The organism is Streptomyces sp. NPDC043870, assembly GCF_056435785.1.
Genome location: NZ_JBWKDT010000041.1, coordinates 32790 through 56168, shown reverse-complemented (window position 1 = coordinate 56168; position 23379 = coordinate 32790). Strand labels below are relative to the sequence as shown.

General features: G+C 71.6%; 21 protein-coding genes. 5 read left to right on the top strand and 16 right to left on the bottom strand.

What is annotated here, in order from left to right; all coding sequences use genetic code 11:
- Nucleotides 1-230: 230 nt before the first annotated feature.
- The 4 genes from AC0699_RS32910 to AC0699_RS32895 all read right to left on the bottom strand — a co-directional run bounded on the left by AC0699_RS32910 (nucleotide 231) and on the right by AC0699_RS32895 (nucleotide 4094).
- Nucleotides 231-1259: a 6-phosphofructokinase gene (locus AC0699_RS32910; RefSeq protein ID WP_478667789.1), complete on the bottom strand. Its 1029-nt coding sequence runs from the start codon at nucleotides 1257-1259 to the stop codon at nucleotides 231-233.
- 136 nt (nucleotides 1260-1395) lie between these two features.
- Nucleotides 1396-2079 (bottom strand): response regulator, encoded by a 684-nt coding sequence (locus AC0699_RS32905; protein ID WP_478667788.1) that lies wholly within the window; start codon nucleotides 2077-2079, stop codon nucleotides 1396-1398.
- Nucleotides 2076-3296: a MacS family sensor histidine kinase gene (gene macS / locus AC0699_RS32900; protein ID WP_478667787.1), complete on the bottom strand. Its 1221-nt coding sequence runs from the start codon at nucleotides 3294-3296 to the stop codon at nucleotides 2076-2078. Before macS ends, AC0699_RS32905 begins: the two co-directional genes overlap by 4 nt.
- Nucleotides 3297-3332: 36 nt before the next feature.
- Nucleotides 3333-4094 (bottom strand): lysophospholipid acyltransferase family protein, encoded by a 762-nt coding sequence (locus tag AC0699_RS32895; protein WP_478667791.1) that lies wholly within the window; start codon nucleotides 4092-4094, stop codon nucleotides 3333-3335.
- A gap of 276 nt (nucleotides 4095-4370) precedes the next feature.
- Between AC0699_RS32895 and AC0699_RS32890 the strand changes: the two genes are divergently transcribed.
- A complete protein-coding gene (locus AC0699_RS32890) occupies nucleotides 4371-5150 on the top strand; it encodes an alpha/beta hydrolase (RefSeq protein WP_469768386.1) in 780 nt (259 codons plus the stop codon).
- Entirely contained in the window at nucleotides 5143-5733 is a 591-nt protein-coding gene (locus tag AC0699_RS32885) for a hypothetical protein (RefSeq protein ID WP_478667786.1), read from the top strand. The genes AC0699_RS32890 and AC0699_RS32885 overlap by 8 nt, the downstream gene beginning before the upstream one ends.
- Before the next feature lie 54 nt (nucleotides 5734-5787).
- Here the strand turns inward: AC0699_RS32885 and AC0699_RS32880 are convergent, their stop codons facing one another.
- From AC0699_RS32880 to AC0699_RS32855, 6 genes are all read right to left on the bottom strand, one after another.
- Nucleotides 5788-6579: an endonuclease/exonuclease/phosphatase family protein gene (locus AC0699_RS32880; protein WP_478667785.1), complete on the bottom strand. Its 792-nt coding sequence runs from the start codon at nucleotides 6577-6579 to the stop codon at nucleotides 5788-5790.
- A gap of 386 nt (nucleotides 6580-6965) precedes the next feature.
- Nucleotides 6966-7907 (bottom strand): ROK family glucokinase, encoded by a 942-nt coding sequence (locus AC0699_RS32875; protein ID WP_453665116.1) that lies wholly within the window; start codon nucleotides 7905-7907, stop codon nucleotides 6966-6968.
- A gap of 61 nt (nucleotides 7908-7968) precedes the next feature.
- Nucleotides 7969-8409, bottom strand: coding sequence for a DUF5304 domain-containing protein (locus tag AC0699_RS32870; RefSeq protein ID WP_469768383.1), 441 nt, complete (start codon nucleotides 8407-8409; stop codon nucleotides 7969-7971).
- 59 nt (nucleotides 8410-8468) lie between these two features.
- Nucleotides 8469-9803, bottom strand: a complete 1335-nt coding sequence (locus AC0699_RS32865; RefSeq protein WP_478667784.1) for an ArsA family ATPase — start codon at nucleotides 9801-9803, stop codon at nucleotides 8469-8471.
- An 11-nt stretch (nucleotides 9804-9814) separates the two neighbouring features.
- A complete protein-coding gene (locus tag AC0699_RS32860; RefSeq protein ID WP_453665121.1) occupies nucleotides 9815-10264 on the bottom strand; it encodes an SRPBCC family protein in 450 nt (149 codons plus the stop codon).
- A gap of 65 nt (nucleotides 10265-10329) precedes the next feature.
- The gene (locus AC0699_RS32855; protein ID WP_478667783.1) at nucleotides 10330-11091 is read right to left on the bottom strand and encodes a metallophosphoesterase family protein; all 762 of its coding nucleotides are present in this window, start codon (nucleotides 11089-11091) and stop codon (nucleotides 10330-10332) included.
- A gap of 238 nt (nucleotides 11092-11329) precedes the next feature.
- Between AC0699_RS32855 and AC0699_RS32850 the strand changes: the two genes are divergently transcribed.
- Nucleotides 11330-13126: an AMP-dependent synthetase/ligase gene (locus tag AC0699_RS32850; RefSeq protein WP_478667782.1), complete on the top strand. Its 1797-nt coding sequence runs from the start codon at nucleotides 11330-11332 to the stop codon at nucleotides 13124-13126.
- On the opposite strand, the gene AC0699_RS32845 is transcribed toward AC0699_RS32850, so the two are convergent.
- Nucleotides 13123-14742, bottom strand: coding sequence for a GMC oxidoreductase (locus AC0699_RS32845; protein WP_478667781.1), 1620 nt, complete (start codon nucleotides 14740-14742; stop codon nucleotides 13123-13125). The two genes, AC0699_RS32850 and AC0699_RS32845, sit on opposite strands and share 4 nt — an antisense overlap.
- A 341-nt stretch (nucleotides 14743-15083) precedes the next feature.
- On the bottom strand, nucleotides 15084-16226 hold the full coding sequence (locus tag AC0699_RS32840; protein ID WP_478667780.1) for a glycosyltransferase family 4 protein: 1143 nt from the start codon (nucleotides 16224-16226) through the stop codon (nucleotides 15084-15086).
- A 101-nt stretch (nucleotides 16227-16327) separates the two neighbouring features.
- Between AC0699_RS32840 and AC0699_RS32835 the strand changes: the two genes are divergently transcribed.
- Nucleotides 16328-17554, top strand: a complete 1227-nt coding sequence (locus AC0699_RS32835) for a glycosyltransferase 87 family protein (RefSeq protein ID WP_478667779.1) — start codon at nucleotides 16328-16330, stop codon at nucleotides 17552-17554.
- On the opposite strand, the gene AC0699_RS32830 is transcribed toward AC0699_RS32835, so the two are convergent.
- Nucleotides 17518-18846, bottom strand: coding sequence for an MATE family efflux transporter (locus tag AC0699_RS32830; RefSeq protein ID WP_478667778.1), 1329 nt, complete (start codon nucleotides 18844-18846; stop codon nucleotides 17518-17520). The two genes, AC0699_RS32835 and AC0699_RS32830, sit on opposite strands and share 37 nt — an antisense overlap.
- 89 nt (nucleotides 18847-18935) lie before the next feature.
- On the opposite strand from AC0699_RS32830, the gene AC0699_RS32825 reads away from it, so the two are divergent.
- Complete coding sequence (locus tag AC0699_RS32825) at nucleotides 18936-19526, top strand: PadR family transcriptional regulator (RefSeq protein ID WP_478667777.1); 591 nt, start codon at nucleotides 18936-18938, stop codon at nucleotides 19524-19526.
- A 79-nt stretch (nucleotides 19527-19605) separates the two neighbouring features.
- On the opposite strand, the gene AC0699_RS32820 is transcribed toward AC0699_RS32825, so the two are convergent.
- The 3 genes from AC0699_RS32820 to AC0699_RS32810 form a co-directional block, all read right to left on the bottom strand.
- Nucleotides 19606-20823: a hypothetical protein gene (locus AC0699_RS32820; RefSeq protein ID WP_478667776.1), complete on the bottom strand. Its 1218-nt coding sequence runs from the start codon at nucleotides 20821-20823 to the stop codon at nucleotides 19606-19608.
- Between the two features lie 190 nt (nucleotides 20824-21013).
- The gene (locus tag AC0699_RS32815; RefSeq protein ID WP_478667775.1) at nucleotides 21014-22048 is read right to left on the bottom strand and encodes a C40 family peptidase; all 1035 of its coding nucleotides are present in this window, start codon (nucleotides 22046-22048) and stop codon (nucleotides 21014-21016) included.
- A 201-nt stretch (nucleotides 22049-22249) separates the two neighbouring features.
- Nucleotides 22250-23278, bottom strand: coding sequence for a C40 family peptidase (locus AC0699_RS32810; protein ID WP_478667774.1), 1029 nt, complete (start codon nucleotides 23276-23278; stop codon nucleotides 22250-22252).
- Nucleotides 23279-23379 lie beyond the last annotated feature (101 nt).

The following is a 23379-nucleotide window of genomic DNA, read 5'->3' as shown; positions in this document are numbered from 1 at the left end:
TCTCCCCCAGCTACCGCTGGGAGGTGCCCCCACCGCCTTGCGATTGCACGCACCAAACGCCTCGCGCCCCGCCCTGCGGGCGGACGGCGCTAGTTCTCAAACACGGCCTAGCCGGGGTCTCGCCCCGGGATCCCCGTACGGCCTTCGACCGGCTCATCGTGAGCCTCTGGGTTCCTCCCTCCGCCCGCAGGACGCAGGGGGGACGAGGAGCGGGTGGGAAAGCCCCGGCGTCAGCCGAAGAAGACGCCGACCTCCTCGTACAGTGCCGGGTTCACGGTCTTCAGTCTGGACGTCGCCTCGGCGATCGGTACGCGGACGATGTCCGTGCCGCGCAGGGCGACCATCTTCCCGTAGTCACCGTCGCGTACCGCGTCGATCGCGTGGAGGCCGAAGCGGGTGGCCAGCCAGCGGTCGAAGGCGCTGGGCGTGCCGCCGCGCTGGACATGGCCGAGGACCGTCGTCCTGGCCTCCTTGCCGGTGCGCTTCTCGATCTCCTTGGCCAGCCATTCACCGACGCCCGAAAGCCGCACGTGCCCGAACGAGTCGAGCGTCCGGTCCTTGAGGACCATGTCGCCGTCCTTGGGCATCGCGCCCTCCGCGACCACGACGATCGGCGCGTACGAGGCACGGAAGCGGGACGTGACCCAGGCGCACACCTGGTCCACGTCGAAGCGCTGCTCCGGGATGAGGATGACGTTCGCCCCGCCGGCCAGCCCCGAGTGCAGCGCGATCCAGCCCGCGTGACGGCCCATCACCTCCACGACCAGGACCCGCATGTGCGACTCGGCGGTGGTGTGCAGACGGTCGATGGCCTCCGTCGCGATGCCCACGGCGGTGTCGAAACCGAAGGTGTAGTCCGTGGCGGACAGATCGTTGTCGATGGTCTTCGGCACGCCTACGCAGTTGATGCCGTACTCGTCGGAGAGCCGGGCCGCGACCCCGAGCGTGTCCTCGCCGCCGATCGCGATGAGCGCCTCGACCTCGTGCTTGGCGAGGTTCTCCTTGATCTGGCGGATGCCGTCCTCGCGCTTGAGGGGATTGGTCCGCGAGGAGCCGAGGATGGTGCCGCCTCGCGGCAGGATGCCGCGCACGGCGGGGATGTCCAGGCGCACCGTGTCGCCCTCGAGCGGGCCGCGCCAGCCGTCCCGGTAGCCGATGAACTCGTATCCGTACTCCTGCACGCCCTTGCGGACGATGCCGCGGATGACCGCGTTGAGGCCGGGGCAGTCGCCGCCCCCGGTCAGTACTCCGACCCGCATGGAAGATCCCTTCGCCGTCGGTGGTGACATATGGGAGCCACGCTAGTAGTGACCCAGGTCACTCCGGGACGGTACGAAAGGTGAATTCCGGTGCGACGGGCGCCTGTTGACGCCCGGAGATTCACTCCTACGAGTGTCAGGCGTCGTCGAGGCCGCGTTCTATCGCGTACCGCACGAGCTCCACGCGGTTGTGGAGCTGGAGCTTGCCCAGGGTGTTCTGCACGTGGTTCTGCACGGTGCGGTGGGAGATGACGAGCCGCTCGGCGATCTGCTTGTACGAGAGCCCCTTGGCGACCAGTCGCAGCACCTCGGTCTCCCGCTCGGTGAGCTGCGGGGCCTTCGGCTCGTCGGGCCCGGCGGACGGCGCGGGGTCGGTGGCCAGCCGCCGGTACTCCCCGAGGACCAGACCGGCCAGGCCGGGGGTGAAGACCGGGTCGCCCACGGCGGTCCGCCGCACGGCGTCGATCAGCTCCTCCGTACTGGCCGACTTCAGCAGATAGCCGGTCGCTCCCGACTTCACCGCCTCCAGGACGTCGGCGTGCTCGCCGCTCGCGGAGAGCACGAGGACCCGCAGGGCCGGGTTCGCCCCGACGAGCTCCTTGCAGACCTGGACGCCGGGCATCCCGGGCAGATTCAGGTCGAGGACGAGGACGTCGGGTCCGACGGCCTTCGCGCGGCGCACCGCCTGCGGGCCGTCCCCCGCGGTCGCCACCACGTCACAGCCGGACGCGGCCAGGTCGCGCGCGACCGCGTCCCGCCACATCGGGTGGTCGTCGACCACCATGACCCGGACCGGCTGCTGCTCCGTCGTCTCCGTCATCGTCCTGCCTTCCCCCGTGGGACCTTCAACTCGACTTCCGTACCCTGCCCCGGCACCGAGATCAGCTCGGCCGTGCCCCCGATGTCCCGCAGCCGGCCGCGGATCGAGAGGGCGACGCCGAGCCGCCCCTCCCCCTCGGCCTGGGCGAGCCGCCCCTCCGGGATGCCCGGCCCGTCGTCCCGGACCGTCACGATCACCTCGTCCGGCCAGTCCTCGACCAGGATCCACGCCTGAGCGCGGTCACCGGCATGTCTGCGGACATTGTCCAGGGCGGCACTGACAGCGGCCGCGAGCTCCTTCGCAACGGTCGCCTCCAGCAGCACCGGGGCGCCCGGCTCGGACAGGGTGACCCTGCATCCGGCGTGCGGCGCCAGCAATCTGCGCAGATCGCGCGGGCCCGCGTCGTCCGCCGCTGCCTCGTCGCCGTCGGGTTCGTCCACGATCCGCACGACCGCGCCCTGCGTCTCGTCCTCGGAGACCCGCGAGGCGGGCACCAGGCCGCCGGCGACCAGAGTGCGCAGGGCGACCTCCTGCTCGCCCGCCATACGGCCCAGCTCCGCCGCCTCCCCACCGATCGCGGTGCCGCGCCGCTGCACCATCGCCAGCACCTGAAGCACGCTGTCGTGGATGTCGCGGGCCAGCCGCTCCCGCTCGCGGGTGGCCGCCTCGATCTCCAGGGCACGGGCGAGGGTGCGCTCGGAGGCGCGGGCGACCTCGACGACGTAGCCGATCGCGATGGAGGCGACCCACACCAGCAGGACGTTGTGGAAGGTGTCCCGGCTGGGCTCGCCGCGTTCGATGATGTTGGCGACGGCGACCAGGGAGGACGCGAAGCCCGCCCAGCGCCAACCGCCCTTGAGGGCGAACGCGAGGACCGATCCCGCGGTCCAGATCGTCGGCAGGGTCGGGCCGTCCACCAGCTGCGCCTGTTCGTCGGCGAACGGGGTGAGCAGGATGCCGGTGAGGGCGATGGTGAGATCGGCGACGAGGAAGGGCTTCGTGCAGGCCGCCGCGTTCACCACCTTGGGGATCGTGGCGAGGGTCCAGACGACCATCACGGCGAGGAAGCCGATGACCACCCAGGGCCGCTCGAACTTGTCGCCCGCGAAGACGAAGAGCAGTACCGCGTAGATCATCGTCAGAACGCGGTACGCGGCCAGCGCACGCCACAGTGGCAGCTCGACCGACATGCGCACGACACGCTCGCGCTTGGCCATGTTCCCCCCACCCCGTCCCGCCCCGGACGGACGACGCTACTGAGCGCCGTCCTGTTCTGCTCTCCGGGCCTTGTCGGCCTTCTCCGCTTCCCTGGCGGCTTCCTTCGCGGCCTCCTTGGCCGCCTTCTCCGCATCCGCGATCTGACGCTTGGCCGCGGTCGCGTAGATGTCGACGTACTCCTGCCCGGAGAGCTTCATGATCTCGTACATGACCTCGTCGGTCACCGAGCGCAGGATGAAGCGGTCGTGCTCCATGCCGTGGTAGCGGCTGAAGTCGAGGGGCTTGCCGATCCGGATCCCCGGGCGCATCAGCTTGGGGATGACCTTCCCGGGCGGCTGGATCTTCTCGGTGTCGATCATCGCGACCGGGATGACGGGGGCGCCCGTCGCGAGCGCCACGCGGGCGAGGCCGCCCGGCTTGCCGCGGTAGAGCCGGCCGTCGGGCGAGCGGGTGCCCTCCGGGTAGATGCCGAAGAGCTCACCGCGCTCGATGACCCCGATACCGCTCTTGATGGCCGCCTCGCCCGCGCCACGCGCACCGGAGCGGTCCACCGGCAGCTGGCCGACGCCCTTGAAGAAGGCGGCCGTGAGCTTGCCCTTCACACCGGGCGAGGTGAAGTACTCGGCCTTGGCGATGAAGGTGACCTTGCGGTCCAGGACCGCGGGCAGGAAGAAGGAGTCCGAGAAGGACAGGTGGTTGCTCGCGAGGATCGCCGGCCCCTCGGCGGGAATGTTCTCGAGGCCCTCCACCCACGGCCTGAAGGCGAGCTTCAGTGACCCTCCGATGGAGAACTTCATTGCGCCGTAGATCAACTCGAGTGCCTTCCTGGTGTCCGTGGAAAAGACCTTAACCCGTGCGGGGCCTGCACTCTCTCCCCCGGGTCCCTGCCGGGTGGCCGTCGGCCCTGGTCGGTGTCGGTCCGGTCGCGTACGGTGAAGGCACCTCGGATCGAGCCTCTTCCGATGACTTCCGTCGACCTTCCGTTCCCGCTCTCCCCCTTCCTTCCGCTTCCTTCCCCTCTGCTCCGCTCTCTTCCTCTCTTCCGCTCTCTTCCTCACGAACAGGAGACCCCGGTGCCGGTCCTTCCCGGAGCCGAGCCGTACCGCCACGACGGTGGTGAGGTCGGCGTCCTTGTCTGTCACGGATTCACCGGTTGCCCCCAGTCGCTGCGCCCCTGGGCGGAGTATCTGGCGGAGCGCGGTCTGACCGTGTCCCTTCCGCTGCTCCCCGGCCACGGCACCCGCTGGCAGGACATGGCGCTGACCGGCTGGCAGGACTGGTACGCGGAGGTGGACCGGGAGCTGCGGGCGCTGAAGGAGCGGTGCAGCCAGGTCTTCGTGTTCGGGCTCTCCATGGGTGGCGCACTCACGCTGCGGCTCGCAGCCAAGCACGGCGACGCGGTGCAGGGCATCGTCCTGGTCAACCCGGGGATCAAGGTGCACGGTCTCGCGGCGCACGCCCTCCCGGTGGCCCGTCACTTCGTCCGTACGACGAAGGGGGTCACCAACGACATCGCCAAGGAAGGCGCCGTGGAGGTCGGCTACGACCGGGTGCCGCTGCACGCCGCGAACTCCCTGCGGAACTTCTTCCGGCTCGTCGACGGCGAGCTGCCGCAGGTGACCCAGCCGCTCCTGCTGCTGCACAGCCCGCAGGACCACGTGGTCCCGCCCGCCGACTCGGCCCGGATCCTCAGCCGGGTCTCGTCGAGGGACGTCCAGGAGATCCTGCTGGAACAGAGCTACCACGTGGCAACGTTGGACCACGACGCGGAGCGGATTTTCGAGGAGAGCCACGCATTCATCGGCCGGCTCGCTCCGAGTGTCGGGAAGAAGGGAAGCACCACCGGTGGCTGAGCAGCACGACGCGGACCGGGACCGGGACCAGGAGCCGCAGCCCATCGACGAGGAAGCGGCCTGGGCGGCGATCGTCGCGGGGTACGGGGACGAGCCTGCGGACCCGCCGGGGGCGAAGCCGTTCAAGTCGGTGGAGGACCTCGCGGGCCTGGAGAAGTCGGTCAGGAACGGCGCGCCCGAGGACGGGGACGAGGACGACGAGGACGAGGGCCCTGCGCCGGACAAGCCGCTGGGCAGCTCGATCGTGTTCGCGCCCGGCGTCGGCCGGGGCGGGGGCCCGCGCGACTACGAGGTCGCCGAGGCGGGCGACGACGACCTGGACGAGACCGACGAGGGACATTTCGTACCGCCGGAGCCGCCGCCGCTGCCGGAGGCCGACACGACCGCGAAGTTCGCCTGGCTCGCCGTGATCGGCGGCCCGGTGCTGCTGCTGCTCGCCGTGCTCCTCCAGTGGGACATGACGTGGTGGCTCACCACGCTCGGCGTCGGTGGCTTCCTGGGCGGCTTCTTCACGCTGGTGGCCCGGATGTCCCACGGGGACGACGAGGACGACGACGATCCGGGCCGCGGCGCGGTCGTCTGACCGTCCCGGTCGCCCTCACCGCCGCCTTCGCACTCCGCCACGGGGCGCCCGGCGTCAGGGCGCGCCGGCGCCCGCGGCCCGGGCGGCGGCCGTGGGGAACCTGAGCGCGGCCAGGACCGGAAGATGGTCCGTGGCCGCCTTCAGGTCGGCCTCACTGATGCCCGGGAGCCCGAGCGGCACGCCGCAGCCGATGACCTCGACCCCCTTGGTCGCGAAGATCGCGTCGATCCGCTGGTGCGGGTCGCCGGGGGTCGAGGTGTACTCGGCGCCCCAGGGACTGACCGCCCAGCAGTCCTGGAGCCCGGCCGCGAGCCGTCGGAAGCTGCGGCCGTCCGGCCGGTCGTTGATGTCGCCCGCGGCGACGGCGTACGGCACGTCCATCGCCGCGAGCCGGTCGAGCAGCATCCCCGCCTGGGCGTAGCGCTCGTCGCTCTGGAGGCTCAGATGGCAGCTGAGCAGGCCGATCCGGGCGCCGCCGATGCGGACGACCGCCGTCGCGAAGCCCCGCCGGTGCAGTCCGGGCGTCAGCGGCAGCAGCACGTCCTCGGTACGCTCCACGGTCGCCCGCAGCGAGCACAGGAGCAGCGGCCCGGAGGCGGTGGCCCCGCCGCTCAGCACCACCAGCTCGCTCTTGGCGGCGAGGCGCGCCGCATGCTTGCGCCATCTGAAGAAGCGCGGCGCCTCCTGTACGAAGACGAGGTCGGGCCGGCATGCGCGGATCACTCGCGCGAGCGCGTCCTCGTCGTCACGCATCGAGCGGATGTTGTAGCTGAGGACGCGCACGATGGGGGAACCGTCAGGGTCGGTAAGGGAGTTGGGCAGCGGGTTCGTCACGGACGTCGCCATGCGCCACAAGATAACGGGCCCCGGGCCCGCGGCCCCGCCCACCGGCCGGGCGCGCCGCGCCCCGGTTGGGGCGTGGCCGTGGGGCGCCTGCGGCAGGCCCTTTCCGGGGACAGGCCCCAGACCCCCCGTACGGCCTTAGGCCGTGCCCTCCAGCTCCCCGGGAGCTTCGCCTGGGGGGACCGCCGGACGGGCTCATTCTGAGCCCCGCTGAGGGTCCCCCCACACCCGCAGGGCGTAGGGGATCAGGAGCGGGGTCGGCGGCGGAGAGCCCAGGAGGAGCGGCAGCGCGCCCCGCAGGCGTTCCGTGGGCGCGGGGGCCTGGAACGCGCGTGCCCGCCGGGCCCCGGGTAAGGGCGCGGCGGGCACGCGAAAGGGGTGGGAGGGCGTCAGCCCTGGCGGGCCAGGTCCGCCGCGCCGACCAAGCCGGCCTTGTTGCCGAGCTGGGCCGCGAGGACCTGGGCGTGCGGTCGCCACTGCGCGCCGATCAGCCAGCGGCGGAAGGACTTCCGGATCGGGTCGAGAACCAGCTCGCCCTCGTCCGAGACACCGCCACCGACGATGAACGCCGACGGGTCGAAGAGCGACGCGAGGTCGGCCAGGCCGGCACCGGCCCAGCGGGCCAGCTCGCGGAAGGAGTCGACGGCCACCTTGTCGCCCTGTCGGGCGGCGGCGCTGACGTGCTTGCCCTCGATCCCGTCGGGCGTGCCGTCGCCGAGGCCGAGCAGGATCTCCGCGTTCTCCGGGGTCGCGAGGGCGCGCTGGCGTGCGTAGCGGACGAGGGCGCGCCCCGACGCGTACTGCTCCCAGCAGCCCTGGCTGCCGCAGCCGCACAGCAGCCCGTCGGGAACCACCCGGATGTGCCCGAACTCGGCGGCCACACCGAAGCGTCCACGCCGCAGCTTGTTGCCGATGATGATCCCGCCGCCGAGGCCGGTGCCGAGCGTGATGCAGATGACGTCTTCGTGTCCCTGGCCCGCGCCGAAGCGGTACTCCCCCCACGCCGCCGCGTTCGCGTCGTTCTCCACGACCACGGGGAGGCCGACGCGCTGCTCGATCTTGTCCTTGAGCGGCTCGTGGCGCCAGTCGATGTTCGGCGCGAAGAGGACGGTGGAGCGCTTCTCGTCGACATAGCCGGCGGCGCCGATGCCGACCGCCTCGATGTCGTGCCCCTTACCGGCTGCGGTGACGGCCGAGCAGATCGCGTCCACGATGCCTTCGGCGGTCGGCGGAGTGGGCACCGTGTGCGTCTCGAGAATGGTGCCCGCTTCGTCGACCACGCCGGCCGCGATCTTGGTGCCGCCGATGTCGACGCCGATGGTGAGTCCCATGTGTCCCTCAGTTTTCGGTCGAGCCCCGCTAAGGCCAACCGTACCGGAGGGAGTCGGGGCCTCAGTCCAGGTCGATCTTCTCGCTCGGACCCGGCCCTTCGTCCCGCCGGTGGTTCTGGTCGGTCGTCTCGTCACGCGTCCAGCGCCGCTCGTGGCCCTCGACGGCCGAGCGGTACGCGGCCAGCAGTTCGTTCCCCGCGGCCGCGAGATGGTCGAAGACCTGCGGATTGCGCTCGATGACCGGCTCGACGGCCGACTTGGCCTGGCTGATCAGCTGCTGTACGGCCCCCTGCGTGGCCATGCCGAACAGCGGGTTCTGCATCGAGGACACCTTGTCGGCGACCGCGTCGATGAGCTTGCGCAGCTCTTCACCCGCGGTGCCGGTGGGGTGACCGTACTGCTCGCGGCGGCGGGCCTGCTCCGCCTTCAGGTCTTCGTCGCACGCCGTGGCCCAGGCGTCGGCATCGGCGTCGGTGGTGGGACGCTCGGTGGCATCGCTCATGGCGTACTCCTAGGAAAGGGCTTCGTACTGTTGACGGTACCCGAACGACCGCGGACCCTTCAGCGTCTGCGCGGCCACAGGTCGGGGTCCGGCGTGAACCTGACCCTCAGCCGGCCTTCCCTGAGGCCCGCACCGGAGACCGTGCAGCGGCGCAGGACGGAGGGGAGGAGGAAGATCCGGCGGAACGGGCCGACCGTGATGAAGAGTTCATCACCGCGGCGGAGCAGATCGAGCTCCTCCTTGACGGCTCCCGGCAGCGGCAGCACCCAGTGGAGCTCACCGTCCTCCCCAGGTCCGTACTCCCGAGATCCGTCCTCGCGAGATCCGTCCTCACCGAGCTCTTCCGTGCCCCGGACGCAGACACGGCCCTGCCCGGCGCCGCGCCCCGTGTTTCCGGCCGCGAAGCCGTCGCCCGGGCAGAGCCCGCCGCCGTGGCCGGCCGACTCGGAAAGTCCCTCCGACCCGGAAAGTACGGTGGCACCCGGCTCCATGTCCGGGCCTGTGGCCTGCACCGTGTCCAGCGCGGCCAGGTCGTCGAGGCCGCGCGGATCCCGGCCCAGGTGGGGGACCTCGCGGAGCGAGGCGGCCGGCGCCCACTCCTCGTACCAGCCCGCCAGGCATTTGCTCTGCTGTGCACGGAGCGACGCGAGCCAGGGGTCGGGCGTTTCCGCCGGCAGGATCCGGTTCGCCACGAGAGTGTCGACGACCGTCCCGTAGAGGGCGAGGCCGGTCCGGGCGGTGCGCAGGGTGTCCTCGGCGGCGGGTCCCGGCTCCGCGACCAGCCGGACACTGGTGCTCTGCCCCTCGATCAGTTCCTGTACCGCCGCCAGCTCCGTGTCCCAGCGCGCGGCGGTCTCGTACAGCCACTGTGCGGGCATCGGGACGCCGGCGAGCTGCGCGAGTACGGGGCGGAGCGCCCGCGCCGCCTGCCGCTCGGCAGGCAGCAGCCGGCGCAGATAGCGGCGGAGCTGTTCGGGCAGGGCCAGCAGGGCGATGGTGTCGCGGACCGGGGGCATGTCGACGACCAGTACGTCCCAGTCGCCGGCCGCCGCGTCCCGCAGCGCGCGAAGGTGGGCGAACTGCTCGCTGCCGGGGAGTTCGGTGAGCTCCGCGTCCTCCAGCTTGTGCGCGCCCAGTAGGTCGAGCGCGGCGGAGCTGCGCTCCTGGAAGGTGAGCAGCTCGCTGCGGAAATGCGCACCGGAGTCGATCCGCGCGGCCCACAGCCCGTCGGTGACCTGGCCCGGAGCGGTCCCCACGGGGACCCCGAGCGCGGCGTCGGCCTCGGCCGAGAGCAGCAGGGTCCGTCCGCCGCGCCGTGCCGCCGCGAGCGCGGTCGCCGCGGCGACGGTGGTGCGGCCCGAGCCGCCGGGCCCGGTGACGAGAACGGTGCGCATGAGGGCGGTCGTCAGGCCTTCGGGCCGGACTCGACGCGCTTCTTCAGGCCGGCGAGGGCGCGGTCGATGATGACCTTCTCCGCCTTGCGCTTGATCATCCCGAGCATGGGGATCTTGACGTCGACGGTCAGCTGGTAGGTGACCTCGGTGCGCTCGCCGCCGCCGGCCGGGGCCAGCGTGTACGAGCCGTCCAGGGCACGCAGCATCTGCGACTTGACCAGGGTCCAGGAGACCTGGTTCTCACCGGTCCAGGTGTACGCGAGGGTGTGGTCGTCCTTGATCGCACCGGCGTCGAGCACCAGCCGGACCTGCACGGCGCGGCCCTGGTCGTCCTTCTCCAGGACCTCGGTCTCCTTCACCTCGCCCGTCCACTCCGGGTAGCGCGCGAAGTCGGAGATCACCCCCATCACATCGGCCGGTGCCGCGTCGATGGTGATGCTCGAGCTGGTGTGTTCCGCCATCGCCGGGCTCCTCCAGTGCTATCCGGACGGGGGTTGCGGTGTGCAATCTACCGTGACCGGACCGCTCACCATTCCAGGGCCCACGGCCTGCCCGTGGACGCGAAGTGCCCGACGTTCACGCACTCCGTCGCGCCGATGCGCATGCGCCGGGCCAGCGGCTGGTGGACGTGCCCGAAGAGGGCGTACCGGGGCCTTGTCCTGCGGATCGCGTCGAGCAGCGCCCGGCTGCCGCGTTCGAAGCGCCGGGGGACGGTGTCGTACGTCAGCTCGGGAACGTCGGGCGGGATGTGCGAGCAGAGGACGTCGACCTCGCCCAGGGCCTCGACCTTCGCGGCGTACTCCTCGTCGGAGATCTCGTACGGCGTCCGCATCGGGGTGCGCAGTCCGCCGCCCACGAAGCCGAAGACGCGACCGTCCAGCTCGATGCGCTCGCCGTCGAGGACCGTGGTGCCCGGCCGCGCGTACTCCGGCCAGAGAGTCGGTATGTCGACATTGCCGTAGGTGGCGTACGTCGGGGTCGGGAACGCGGCGAACATCTCGGCGTACTGCTTGCGTACGGCGGCGAGGATGGCGGCGTCCCGGTCCAGCCCCGCCCAGAGCCTGCGGCCGAGCTCACGGGCCTCGTCGAAGCGGCGGGCGGTGCGCAGCTCGACGATCAGGTCCGCGTTCTCCACGCCGAAGAGGTCGGGGAAGATGCCGCGGGAGTGGTCGGCGTAGTCCAGGAAGAGCACCAGGTCGCCGAGGCAGATCAGGGCGTCGGCCCCGTCGCCCGCCTTGGCCAGATCCGATGTGTTCCCGTGCACGTCACTGACCACATGAACTCGCATGTCGATCACCCTAGGGTCGTCGGCGGGGTACTGGGTAGAGGCGGTCGGACCTGCGGTTACTTCCTGGTCGTCCGGCGGGTGGAATAGTGTTCGCGGAGGTGCGGCACACAGGTGTGACGCAGGGAACATCTGACCGGGACCCCCTATCCGGAACCAAGTACTGATGGGTAACGTCCGGGCAGTCCCCGGTGCGTTCACACAGAGCCGTGGCGCCGGCGCCCGATGAGGAGCAGCAGTCTTGCGCGAGTTCAGCCTTCCGGCCCTGTACGAGGTCCCCACGGACGGCAATCTGACGGATCTCATCCGCCGCAATGCCACGCAGCATCCGGATGCCGCCGTCATGGGCAGAAAGGTCGCCGGTGCCTGGACGGATGTCACCGCGACCCAGTTCCTGGCCGAGGTGCGGGCCGCCGCGAAGGGTCTGATCGCCGCCGGGATCCAGCCCGGTGACCGGGTCGCCCTGATGTCCCGCACCCGCTACGAGTGGGTGCAGCTCGACTTCGCGATCTGGAGCGCCGGCGGTGTGACCGTGCCGGTCTACGAGACCAGCTCGCCCGAGCAGGTGCAGTGGATCATCGGTGACTCCGGTGCGGTCGCGGCGATCGTCGAGAGCGATGCGCACGCCGCCGCGCTCGGGGCCGTACGGGATTCGCTGCCGGACCTCCGGCATGTGTGGCAGATCGAGCGGGGCGCGGTCGAGGAGCTGACCGCCGCCGGCGCCGAGATCTCCGACGAGACGGTCGACGAGCGCAGCGCGGTCGCCAAGGCCGACGATCCGGCGACGATCGTCTACACCTCGGGCACGACCGGCCGCCCCAAGGGCTGTGTGCTCACCCATCGTGCCTTCTTCTCGGAGTGCGGCAATCTGGTCGAGCGCCTCAGGCCGCTCTTCCGCACGGGCCAGAGCTCCGTCCTGCTCTTCCTCCCGGCCGCCCATGTCTTCGGCCGTATGGTCGCGCTCGCCCCGGCGATGGCGCCGATCAAGCTCGGCTGCGTACCGGACATCAAGAACCTCACCGATGAACTCGCCTCCTTCCGGCCGACGATGATCCTCGGCGTGCCGCGCGTGTTCGAGAAGGTCTACAACTCCGCGCGGGCGAAGGCCCAGGCGGACGGCAAGGGCAAGATCTTCGACAAGGCCGCGGACACGGCGATCGCGTACAGCCGCGCGCTCGACGCCCCGCAGGGCCCGTCGCTGGGGCTGAAGTTCAAGCACAAGGTCTTCGACAGGCTCGTCTACAGCAAGCTCCGGGCGGTGCTGGGCGGCCGCGGCGAGGCCGCCATCTCCGGCGGTGCGCCGCTGGGCGAACGGCTCGGCCACTTCTACCGCGGCATCGGCTTCACGGTGCTGGAGGGGTACGGCCTGACGGAGACGTGCGCGGCCACGGCCTTCAACCCGTGGGACCGGCAGAAGATCGGTACGGTCGGGCAGCCGCTGCCGGGCTCGGTGCTGCGGATCGCCGACGACGGCGAGGTGCTGGTCCACGGCGAGCACGTCTTCACGGGGTACTGGAACAACGAGGCGGCGACCGCGGAGGCGCTGGCCGACGGCTGGTTCCACACCGGTGACATCGGCACGCTCGACGAGGACGGCTACCTCGCGATCACGGGCCGGAAGAAGGAGATCCTGGTGACGGCGGGCGGCAAGAACGTCGCTCCGGCGGTCATCGAGGACCGTATCCGGGCTCACGCGCTGGTCGCGGAGTGCATGGTCGTGGGTGACGGGCGGCCGTTCGTGGGCGCGCTGGTCACGATCGACGAGGAGTTCCTGGCCCGCTGGGTCGCCGACAACGGAAAGCCGGCCGGTTCGACGGCCGCTTCGCTGCGCGAGGACGCGGATCTGCTGGCGGAGATCCAGCGGGCGGTGGACAACGGCAACGCCGCGGTTTCCAAGGCGGAATCGGTGCGGAAATTCCGCATTCTCACCTCCCAGTTCACGGAGGAAGCCGGCCACATCACGCCGTCGCTGAAGCTGAAGCGCAACGTGGTGGCGAAGGACTTCGCCGACGAGATCGAGGGGATCTACCGGGCCTAGGCCGCCCTTGCGTAGTCCTCGGCGAGGACGCGCTCGATGTTGCGTTCGGCGAGCGCGGTGATCGTGACGAACGGATTGACGCCGATGGAGCCCGGGATGAGGGCTCCATCGGTGACGTACACGCCGGGGGCCCCTCGCACCCGGCCGTAGTCGTCGGTGGCCCGGCCGAGCACGCAGCCGCCGAGCGGGTGGTACGTGAAGTCGTCGGCGAAGGTCTTGTTGCCGCCGAACAGGTCGTACCGGTAGATCGTGGCGTTCCTCAGATTGATGCGGTCGAAGAGTCTCTTCGCCGCGTCGACGGAGACCTGGCTCTGCGCCTGGGTCCAGTTGAGCTTCGCGGAGTCGGTGGCCGCGTCGTATCTGAACGTGCCGCGCTCCGGATTCCTGGTGATCGCCAGATAGAGGCTGATCCAGTGCTCGAAACCCATCGGGAGCGGGGCGATTTCGGCGAAGACCGGATTGGTGGCGTTGGACCAGTCGTCGATGCCCATGACGGGCATGGTCGCCTGGTTGGCCCCGACGGTGTCCCACATGTGGTTGGCGCGGGCGGTCATGACGTTGCCGTTGGTGCCCCAGCCGGTGCCGATGTGGGGGCTGAGGTCGGGCAGTGCGCCGGACTCCCGGGCGCGCAGGAGGAGTTCGGTGGTGCCGAGGCTGCCGGCGCCGAGGAACAGACGCGTGCAGCCGATGTCGCGGGTGGCGACGACCTTGCCCGTCACGTCGATGCGATCGGCGGTGACGACGTAGGTGCCGTCCGGTTGCCTGCGGACGGCACGGGCCCGGTGGAGGGGCTCGATGGTGACGTTGCCGGTGCCGAGCGCGGCGGCGAGGTAGGTCTTGTCGAGGCTGCGCTTGCCGTGGTTGTTGCCGTAGATGACTTCGCCGGCGAGGGCGGACCTGGTGACCTGGCCCGCTGCTTCGCGCTCCATGTACCCGAAGTCGTAGACGTTGGGTACGAAGGTGGTCTTCAGGCCGGCGTTGGCGGCGTGCTTGCGGGAGATCCGGGTGAAGCGGTACCACTCGGTCGACTCGAACCAGGCAGGGTTGACGGTGTTGACGCCCAGCATCTGGCGGGCGCGCGGGAAGTACGTGTCGTACATGGCGGTGGCGTCGACGGTCGGCAGCGTCTCGGAGAAGTACGCACGCTGCGGGGTGACGGCCATGCCGCCGTTGACCAGTGACCCGCCGCCGACGCCGCGTCCGACGTACACGGACATGTGGTCGTAGCGGACGCGGTCGAGCACGCCGGGGTAGGGGCTGATGTTCTTGTTGACGACATCGAGCCAGAGGAACTGGGCGAGCGGGGCCTCGGTGCGGGTGCGGAACCACATGGAGCGGTGGTCGGGGGCACCGGTGGCGCAGAAGAGCTTTCCGTCGGGGCCGGGGGTGTCCCAGAGGCGGCCCATTTCGAGGACGAGGGTGGGGATGCCGGCCTCGCCGAGCCGGAGGGCGGTGACGGCGGCGCCGTAGCCGGAGCCAATGACGAGAGCGGGGGTGTGGTCCTGTGCGCCTGCGGCGGGCTGGGCGGCGACGGAGATTCGCGCCAGCCCGAGTGCTGCGGCGGTCTGGAGGGCGCCGAGACCCAGGAGGTGACGGCGCGTCAGATTTGGTGTCATGTGCGCAGCATGTGCGGACTTCGGCGTTCCGCCTATGCGCTCCGCGCGTGATTTTTTGGGGGCGTGCAAGAGTGCCGTTTCCGCCAGGCGTGGCCGGGGTGTCCGTCCTCGAACACCGGACGGGCTTCGGTCGAGCCCGTCGCTCGCCGCAGGTGCCCTAGGGCCTGTCCGGTGGATCAGGCTGGATCAGCGAGCGCCCGCCGCGAAGCGGCTGATGTCACTGATGCGGCTTCGGATCCAAGGCGGAGGAAGAAGTCATGGCGGAGCCATGCCGACTGACGACAACGCAGGAGACGGAGTCGCAGGGCGTCGCGAGCCCAGCAAGATCCACCGGACAGGCCCTACAGCAAGGTCCGCAGCCGGTCCGCCAGGAGGTCCCAGCGCCACCGCTCCTCGACCCAGTCGCGGCCCCGCTCCCCCATACGCCGCCGCAGCTCCGGATCCTGCAGCAGAGTCACGATGCGGTCCGCCGACTCCTCGGGAACACCGCCCCGCACCACCCAGCCCGTCTCGCCGTCGAGGACGGCGTCCGGCGCGCCGCCGGAGTCGCCCGCGACGACCGGGAGGCCGGTCGCCGAGGCCTCCAGGTAGACGATGCCGAGGCCCTCGACGTCCAGGCCGCCCCGCCGCGTACGGCACGGCATGGCGAAGACGTCACCCGCGCCGTAGTGCGCGGGCAGTTCCTCCCAGGGCACGGAGCCCGTGAAGCGCACGGACGCGGCCACGCCGGTCGAGTGCGCGAGCCCCCGCAGTTCCTTCTCGTACGGCCCGCCGCCGACGATCAGCAGCACCGCGTCCGGCACCTTCGCCAGGATCGCGGGCATGGCGAGGATCAGCGTGTCCTGGCCCTTGCGCGGCACGAGCCGGGAGACGCAGACGACCACCGGGCGGTCCGCGAGCCCGAGCCGCTCGCGGACCGCGTCTCCGCCCGAGCCCGGGTGGAAGGTCTTCTCGTCGACGCCCGGCGGCAGTTGCACCATCCGCCCCGCCGCCTCGGGCGTCAGCGCCGCGGCGATCCGCGAGCGCGTGTACTCGCCGAGATAGGTGATCGTGTCCGTGCCCTCGCCGATCCGGCGCAGCAACTGCCGGGACCCGGGCAGCTGTGCCCAGCCCGCCTCGTGGCCGTGCGTCGTGGCGACGAGCCGCCGCGCGCCCGCCTTGCGCAGCGCGGGCGCCATCAGCCCGAGCGGTGCGGCGGCCCCGAACCACACCGACGTACAGCCGTGCTCCCGCAACAGCCCCACCGCGCGCCGGGTGACGCGCGGGGTGGGCAGCAGCATCGTCGTACGGTCCCGGACGACCGTGAAGGGCTGCTCGGCGTCGAAGTCGGCGGTGGCCTCGATGCCTTCGCGGCTGCGCTTCCAGGTGGAGGCGTAGACGACGAGCTGCTCGGGGTCCAGGCGCAGCGCCATGTTGTGGAGGAACGCCTGGATGCCGCCGGGCCGGGGCGGGAAGTCGTTGGTCACGATCAGGGTCTTGTCCATCGCCGCCGACAGTACCAACGGCGGCCACGCCTCTTCGCAGGCATACGGTCGTTCCGGGCATCATGGCCGCTTGGCACGGTACGAAACGGCATGAGGTGGTCATGAAGGGCGAAGCCGGGCTGCCCGTCGCGGCGTGGGTCCTGACCAGGACCGTCCTGCTGCTCTGGGTCCTGAAGGTCCTGTACGTCACCGGCCCCGATGTGACCAGCGATGTCACGGTGATCTACCAGGGCTGGTACGAGGTGCTGAGGACCGGCACCTACCCGATGGACGATGTCACCTGGCAATACCCGCCTGCCGCCGCCCTCGCGATCCTCTCCCCCGCTCTGCTGCCCTTCCTCGGCTATGTCTCCGCCTTCTTCGTCCTGGCGGTGGTCTGCGACGTGGTGGTGTCCGGGCTGCTGCTGTGCGCGGGGCGACGGCGCGGCAAGTCCCTGAAAGGGATCTGGGTCTGGGTCGCGGGAGTGCCGTTGCTCGGCCCGACCGTGTACGCGCGCTACGACCTGATGGTGACGGCGGTTGCGGTCGCCGCCCTCCTCGCGGCCGCACGGCGGCCCGGGCTCGCGGGCGCACTGGCCGGGTTCGGCGCGCTGCTCAAGGTGTGGCCGGTGCTCCTGCTGGCCGGGATGCGCCGGAGCCGTTCCTGGACCGCCGCGGCGGTCACGGGGACCGGACTGCTGCTGGCGTTCACGGTGACGATGCCGGGGGCGCTGGCCTTCGTCGGCTTCCAGCGCGACCGGGGCACCGAGATCGAGTCGCTGGGCGCACTGGTCTTCCATGTGGCCAGGCACTTCGGCTGGGACGGGCAGGTGCTGCTCAACTACGGCTCCGTCGAGTTCCTCGGCCCGTACGTCCCGCTGGTGAGCGCGGTGGCGCTCGGGCTGACGCTCCTGGCGCTCGGCTGGATGGTGGTGTGGCGGCTGCGGGCCGGGGAGTTCGCGGCGAGCACCCCGGCCGACGCGGCGTTCACCGCGGTGTTGCTGTTCACCACCACGAGCCGGGTGATCAGCCCCCAGTACATGGTCTGGCTGGTGGGTCTGGCCGCGGTCTGTCTCGTGTTCCGGTCGAGCCGGATGGCGCCGCCCGCCTGTCTGGTGCTCGCGGCCACCGGGGTCACGTTCCTGGAGTTCCCCATCTGGTTCGCGGAAGTCGTGGCGAGCGATCCGCTCGGCGTCGCGCTGCTGGCGGTGCGCAACGGGCTGCTCGTGACGGCGGCGCTGCTGGCCTGCCGACGGCTGTGGACGAGTACGGTCACCGGGCAGCGGCGCCGGGGACAGCACGCGCTCCCCGCTCAGCCCGTGCGCGACAAGAAGGCTGTCGGGTCCTGACGGGCGGGCGCGGTCCGCCGGAACAGCCGGGCGATCGCCGCGCACTGCACTGCCATGGCCAGGGCCATGGCGAGGCACACGCCCGGCAGGCCGAGCCCCGACAGCCCGTACGCGAGCGGCAGTTGGACCAGTGATCCGACGATGGTGATCCGTGCGACCGGGGCGCTGCCGCCGCTGCCCTCGAAGACCCCGCCGAGTGCGATGAAGCAGGCGAGCAGGGTGAGATACGGGCCCAGGCAGCGCAGGTACGTCGCCCCGGCCCCGGCCACCGCCGGGCCCGCACCGAAGGCCCGCATCACCCAGGGCGCGAGCCCCAGCAGCAACAGCGCGGCGCCCGCGCCGAGCGTCCCGGAGACCAGCAGCGCCTGGCGTCCGACGGCTCGCCGCTCGTCGCGCCGGGCACCGAGCAGGTGCGCGGTGTGGATGGAGGCGGCCTGGCGCACGGCGTAGAACGCCATCGTGGCCACGTACATGGCCTTGGTGGCGATGCCGTACGCCGCCACGGCGGTGACGCCGAGCCGGGCGACGACGGCGACGAGCGCGAGGGCGCCGGCCATGCGGACGACGAAGTCGGCGGACATGGGCAGTCCGGTGCCGGCGGTTCGGCGCACGCCGGCAGAGACGGACCCGGCGGGCCCGGCGAGCGGGGCGGCCCGGGCGGCGCGCAGCACCGGGTTGCGGCGCAGGGCGACGAGCCCGGCGGCAAGGGCCGCCGAGCGGCCGACGACGGTGGCGAGAGCGGCGCCGCCGACCCCGTACCGGTCGATGAGCAGCGGGTCGAGGAGGAGGATCAGGCCGTTGGCGAGGAAGGCGAGGCGCATGGGGGTGCGGGTGTCGCCCGCACCCTTGAGGATGCCGTCGAGGAGGTTCGTCGCGAAGAAGACGGCCGTGCCGGGGAGCGAGATCGCGAAATACCCGGCAGCGAGGGCGGCGGGCGGGCCGTCGCCGCCGAGCACCAGCCGGGCGAGCGGCTCGCGCAGGACGTACCCGCCGGCCGCGACGGGCGGCACGATGAGCGCGCACAGCGCCCAGCCGCCGCGTACGGCGGCCCGTACGGCTGCCGGGTCCTCGGCGCCGCGGGCCCGGGCCACCAGCACGGTGGTCCCGGAGCCGGCCATGAGGATCACGCCGAGGAGCAGGTTCTCGACGTTGGTGGCCACGGCGACGGCGGCGACGGCCGCGCCGCCGAGACGGGCCACCCAGACCATGTTGATGATCCCGGCCGCGACACCGGCGAGCAGTTCGAAGTAGACGGGACCGGCGAGCGCGACGATCCGTTTCCGATGCCCCATGGGCCCCCCTTCACGGGTACCTCGATTCGAGGTACCACGAAAAGAGGTACCATGAGTCGCCGGACACGACAACCGATGGGGAGCGGACGTTGCTGGAGCTGACGATCCTGGGGTTCCTCAGTGAGCAGCCCCTGCACGGCTATGAGTTGAAGGAACGGATCAGGGGGCTGAGCGGCCATGTCCGCCCGGTCAGCGACGGAGCGCTCTACCCCGCGCTCACCCGCCTCGTGAAAGCCGGAAAGCTGGCGGAGCGCACCGAGGCGGGCACGAGCGCCGCACCGCGCCGCATCCTGTCCCTCACCGACACCGGCCGTGCGGCGCTGCTGGAGCGGCTGCGCCGTCCCAAGGACGCCGACATCACCGACGGGCAGCGCTTCTTCACGCTGCTCGCGTTTCTGGGGCAGCTGCCCGACCGCCGCGAGCAGGCGGCCGTACTCCGCCGCCGCCTGGCGTTCCTGGAGACGCCGGCCAGCTTCTTCTACCGGGACGGCGAGCCGGTACGGGCGGAGGAGGCGGACGACATCTTCCGCCGGGGGATGCTGCGGATCGCCCGTGCGACGGGAACGGAGGAGAAGCGCTGGCTGGTGGAGGCGATCGCCGAGCTGGACCCTCCGGGCCACGGTTCGAGCCCGTCCGGGGGTCCCCCACGCCCCGGGGCGCAGGGCGTAGCGGGCGACTGAGGCCGGAGGCACAGGCCGCCCCCGCGCCGTACGAGACCGCACTCGCCCCGGCACCGTACGAGACCGCACTCGCCCCGCCTCACCCCAAGCGCGCCCGCACGTACTCCCGCCAGTCCGCCGTGAACGCCTCCGTGTCCGTACCCAGTACCTCGTGGAGGCCTTTCGCCGGCCCGTCGTCGCCGACCGCCCGGTAGAGCGCCGTCAGCCGGTCCTCGCCCCAGCGCTCGGCGATCAGTTCGCACGCCAGCCAGGCACCCTCGTACGCGCGGCCGAGCGCCGCCGCGTCGCCGCCGAAGCGGAAGTCGGCGTCGGCGGGCAGACGGTCGGGGAGATCGCCGCGGCGGACCGCCCGCTGCAGTTCGGGTGCGGTCTGGCCGGCGGTGCGGTCGGTGCCGCGGTAGGCGGCCCAGTCGGCGAATCCCTCGGAGAGCCACATCGGGGTTCTGGCGGAGGTGTGCGCCCGGGTCGCGACGTGGGCGGTCTCGTGGGTGAGGACGATCCGCCGGCCGAACTCGCCGAGCAGACCGTACGCCTCGGGGTTGACGACCACCCGGTCCGCCGGCGCCACCCCGCTCCCGCCGGTCTCGGCCGTGGTGACCGCCGCGATCCCCCGGTACCCCGCCGCGGGCGCGCCCAGCAGTCGCGCCATCGCGTCCAGCGAGGACGGCACCAGGACGACCACGCGCCCCGCCCACGCCTCGGGCCAGGCGGCCGAGACCGCGGGCACGGCCCGGTCCGCCTCCGCCGCGATCCGCCGGAGCCGCGCCCGGTCCTGACCGACGCCGAGGACCAGGCTGTGTGCGCCGTGTACGACCTCGACGTCGCCCTGCTGCCACAACTGCTGGCCGCCGCCTCGGTCCGGGCGGTCGGCGGTGACGTACCAGCGGCCGTCACGCTCGGCCAGCTCCAGGGTGCGGTCGGTGGTCACGGGCGCGCTGTCGTACCCGTCGAAGCGGTAGCGCAGCTGGGCGTCGGCGATGGCACGGCCGCCGGAGCGCCGCACGCCGGTGAGCCGGTACTCCCAGGAACGCAGCGGTACGTCCGTGAGGTTCGCGAGTTCCTTGCGCCCGGTTTCGCGCAGCTGCCGGGCGGCGGGGTCGAGGGCCGCGAGATACCCGGCCTCGTCGTGCCCGAGCACAGCCGCGGCCCGGGCGTCGAGCGTGCGCTGGATGTCACGGGTCGTGGTGTCCGGTGGCGTGGGCCCGGCGCAGCCGCCCGCGAGGGCGAGCAGCCCGGCGGCGACGAGCGCTGCCACCCGCCGTCCCGCCCTGCGTCCGAGGAATCCCTGACCAGCCACCCTGCCGATCGTATGCGAGCCGCAGGGGCGCGCCGCTGCCGAGAGGGAGACCGCGCGGAGGTCCCGAGGTACGAGGGACTGAGCACGACCGACCGTCGACAGCGGCTGAGGCGCCCCGGAGACGAGCCGAAAAGCCACAAGCCGCAGGGCGCGCCGCTGCCGAGAGGGAGACCGGTGTGCGATCAGCCGGTCAGGGGCGGGTCACCGATGCGATCGGCATCATCCGCACGGGGTCGTAGCGCACGTTCGCCCCGGGATAGGGGGCGTGCACGACCTGGCCGTTGCCGACGTACATCCCGATGTGGCTGGCGTCGGAGCGGTACGTGACGAGGTCGCCGGGCCTGGCCTCCGACAGCGGCACCTGCTGTCCGGCGTAACGCTGCGCCTGGGAGGTGCGCGGCAGCCCCACGCCCGCCTGGGCGTAGGACCACTGGGTGAGCCCGGAGCAGTCGAAGCTGTGCGGCCCGTTGGCGCCCCACACATACGGTCGGCCGACCGCGCTCCGGGCCGCCGCCAGGGCTGCGGCCGCCCGCGAGGAGGACGGCCCGAGGCCGCCCGACAGGTCCGGCAGTCCGTCGCCGCGGCCGGAGCGGGAGGCGCGTTCGTACGCCGTGCGCTCCGACAGGGGAAGGGAGTTCAGCAGCCGCCGCGCCTCGGCGAGCTTCGCCTCGACGGTGCGCTTGTGGCGGGCGACGGCGGACCGCGTGCGCTCCAGCTCGGCCAGCTTCAGGGTGGCTTCGGACCGCTCCTGGCCGAGCGCGCGCTGGGCCCGCTGGAGATCGTGCAGGGCGATGGTCTGGCGGGAGCTGAGCCGGTCGAGGAGCGCGGCCTTGTCGAGGTACGTGTCCGGGTCCTCGGAGAGCAGGAGGGCGAGGGCGGGGTCCATGCCGCCGGAGCGGTACTGGGCGCCGGCCACCGAACCGAGCGTGCTCCGCATCCGGTTGATCCGCTCCTGGCCGCGTGCCGCCCTGTCCTGGGCCGCCGTCACCTGGTCGCGCAGTTCGTCGGCGTGCTCGTCGGCCTTGTTGTGCTGTTCCGTGGCCTTCTCGGCCTGCTCGAACAGCCGGTCGACGTTGGCCCGGGTGGCCTCGGGGGTCTGGACCGGGTCGGCGCCGGCGGGTGCGGTGCCGAGCGCGGCAGCGGCGGTCGCCACCGCGGCCGAGAGGAGGGTGACCCGGGCACCTCGGTTGAAACCGGACGCTGTGGATCGGCGATGGGACGCCACAGGAGCCGTACTCCCTTCCGCTGGACGCAGCTTGGTCAGCTGCTGCGCGGCAGACAGTAACGGTGCGGACACGGAGCGACCAAAGGCCGCAAAGGGTACACACAGTGACGCCCCGCCGGAGATCACAGGTCACCGGCGGGGCGTGCTGTCAGCGGAGGGTCCCGCGATTCGCCCGATTGGGCGTCAACTGCGGGGCGGCGATCAGATCCGGACGCCGAACTGGAAGGTGCCCATGTAGTCCATCGACTCGTAGCGGACGACGGCACCCGGCTTCGGGGCGTGCAGGATCTGGTTGTTGCCCGCGTACAGACCGACGTGCGAAAGGCTGTTGAAGAAGACGAGGTCGCCCGGCTTGAGCTGGCTGCGGCCTATCTTCACGCCGTCGTTCTGCTGGGTGTAGGTGGTCCGCGAGATGCTGATGCCCGCCTGGCGGTAGGACCACTGCGTAAGCCCGGAGCAGTCGTACGAGTTGGGGCCCTCGGCGCCGGACATGTAGGGCTTGCCGAGCTGGGAGGCGGCGGCGTTGAGGGCGGCGGCTCCGCGCTGCGAGGCCGGCACCTCGTTGCCGAGGTCGACGCGGTCGCCCGCGGCCCGGCTGGCGCGCTGCTCCTCCTCCTGCATCTTCGCCCGCTCCGCGGCGGTCAGCGTGTTGAGCAGCTCCCGGGCCTCGGCGAGCTTGCCCTGGTAGCTCTTCTTCTTCTCGCCGAGCGTCTTGCGGACGTCCTCGAGGTCGCCGAGCTTGCGGGCGGCCTCGGCGCGCTCCTGGGCGAGGGTGCGCTGCTTCGACTGGATGTTCTCCAGCGCGGCGGTCTGCTTGGCGCCGATCTGGTCGATCGCGGACGCCTTGTCGAGGTAGGTGTCCGGGTCGGAGGAGAGGAAGAGCTGGATGGCCGGGTCGACGCCACCGGAGCGGTACTGGGCGCTGGCCACCGAACCCAGGCTGTCGCGCAGGGTGTTGAGCTCGTCCTGACCGCGGGCGACCTTGTCCTGGATCGCGTCGATTTCCTTCTGGAGCTTGGTCTGCTGCTCCTTGGCCCCGTTGTACTCCTCGGTGGCCTTCTCCGCCTCGTGGTAGAGCGCGTCGACCTTCGCCTTGACCTCGTCCTTGCTCGGCTTGGCCGGGGCGGCCTGCGCGGCCTGGGAGGTCAGAGCGACTGCCGCGGCGGCGGTTGCGGTGAGCACGGTCACACGGGTGCGGCTCGGCTGCTTGGGACGACGGTGGGACGCCACGAAGGCGAGCTCCTTCTTCCTCGAGCCGCCTACCGGGCAGTGGGGGGTTGAATCCCCGGCTCCGCACAGAGTCAGCTCCCCCGCGAAATTGGGCTGAACTG

Coding starts and splice junctions, on each gene's coding strand:
- AC0699_RS32910 (WP_478667789.1), bottom strand. CDS start 1,259: ATGCGGGTCGGAGTACTGACCGGGGGCGGCGACTGCCCCGGCCTCAAC.
- AC0699_RS32905 (WP_478667788.1), bottom strand. CDS start 2,079: ATGACGGAGACGACGGAGCAGCAGCCGGTCCGGGTCATGGTGGTCGAC.
- macS (WP_478667787.1), bottom strand. CDS start 3,296: ATGGCCAAGCGCGAGCGTGTCGTGCGCATGTCGGTCGAGCTGCCACTG.
- AC0699_RS32895 (WP_478667791.1), bottom strand. CDS start 4,094: ATGAAGTTCTCCATCGGAGGGTCACTGAAGCTCGCCTTCAGGCCGTGG.
- AC0699_RS32880 (WP_478667785.1), bottom strand. CDS start 6,579: ATGGCGACGTCCGTGACGAACCCGCTGCCCAACTCCCTTACCGACCCT.
- AC0699_RS32875 (WP_453665116.1), bottom strand. CDS start 7,907: ATGGGACTCACCATCGGCGTCGACATCGGCGGCACCAAGATCGCGGCC.
- AC0699_RS32870 (WP_469768383.1), bottom strand. CDS start 8,409: ATGAGCGATGCCACCGAGCGTCCCACCACCGACGCCGATGCCGACGCC.
- AC0699_RS32865 (WP_478667784.1), bottom strand. CDS start 9,803: ATGCGCACCGTTCTCGTCACCGGGCCCGGCGGCTCGGGCCGCACCACC.
- AC0699_RS32860 (WP_453665121.1), bottom strand. CDS start 10,264: ATGGCGGAACACACCAGCTCGAGCATCACCATCGACGCGGCACCGGCC.
- AC0699_RS32855 (WP_478667783.1), bottom strand. CDS start 11,091: ATGCGAGTTCATGTGGTCAGTGACGTGCACGGGAACACATCGGATCTG.
- AC0699_RS32845 (WP_478667781.1), bottom strand. CDS start 14,742: ATGACACCAAATCTGACGCGCCGTCACCTCCTGGGTCTCGGCGCCCTC.
- AC0699_RS32840 (WP_478667780.1), bottom strand. CDS start 16,226: ATGGACAAGACCCTGATCGTGACCAACGACTTCCCGCCCCGGCCCGGC.
- AC0699_RS32835 (WP_478667779.1), top strand. CDS start 16,328: ATGAAGGGCGAAGCCGGGCTGCCCGTCGCGGCGTGGGTCCTGACCAGG.
- AC0699_RS32830 (WP_478667778.1), bottom strand. CDS start 18,846: ATGGGGCATCGGAAACGGATCGTCGCGCTCGCCGGTCCCGTCTACTTC.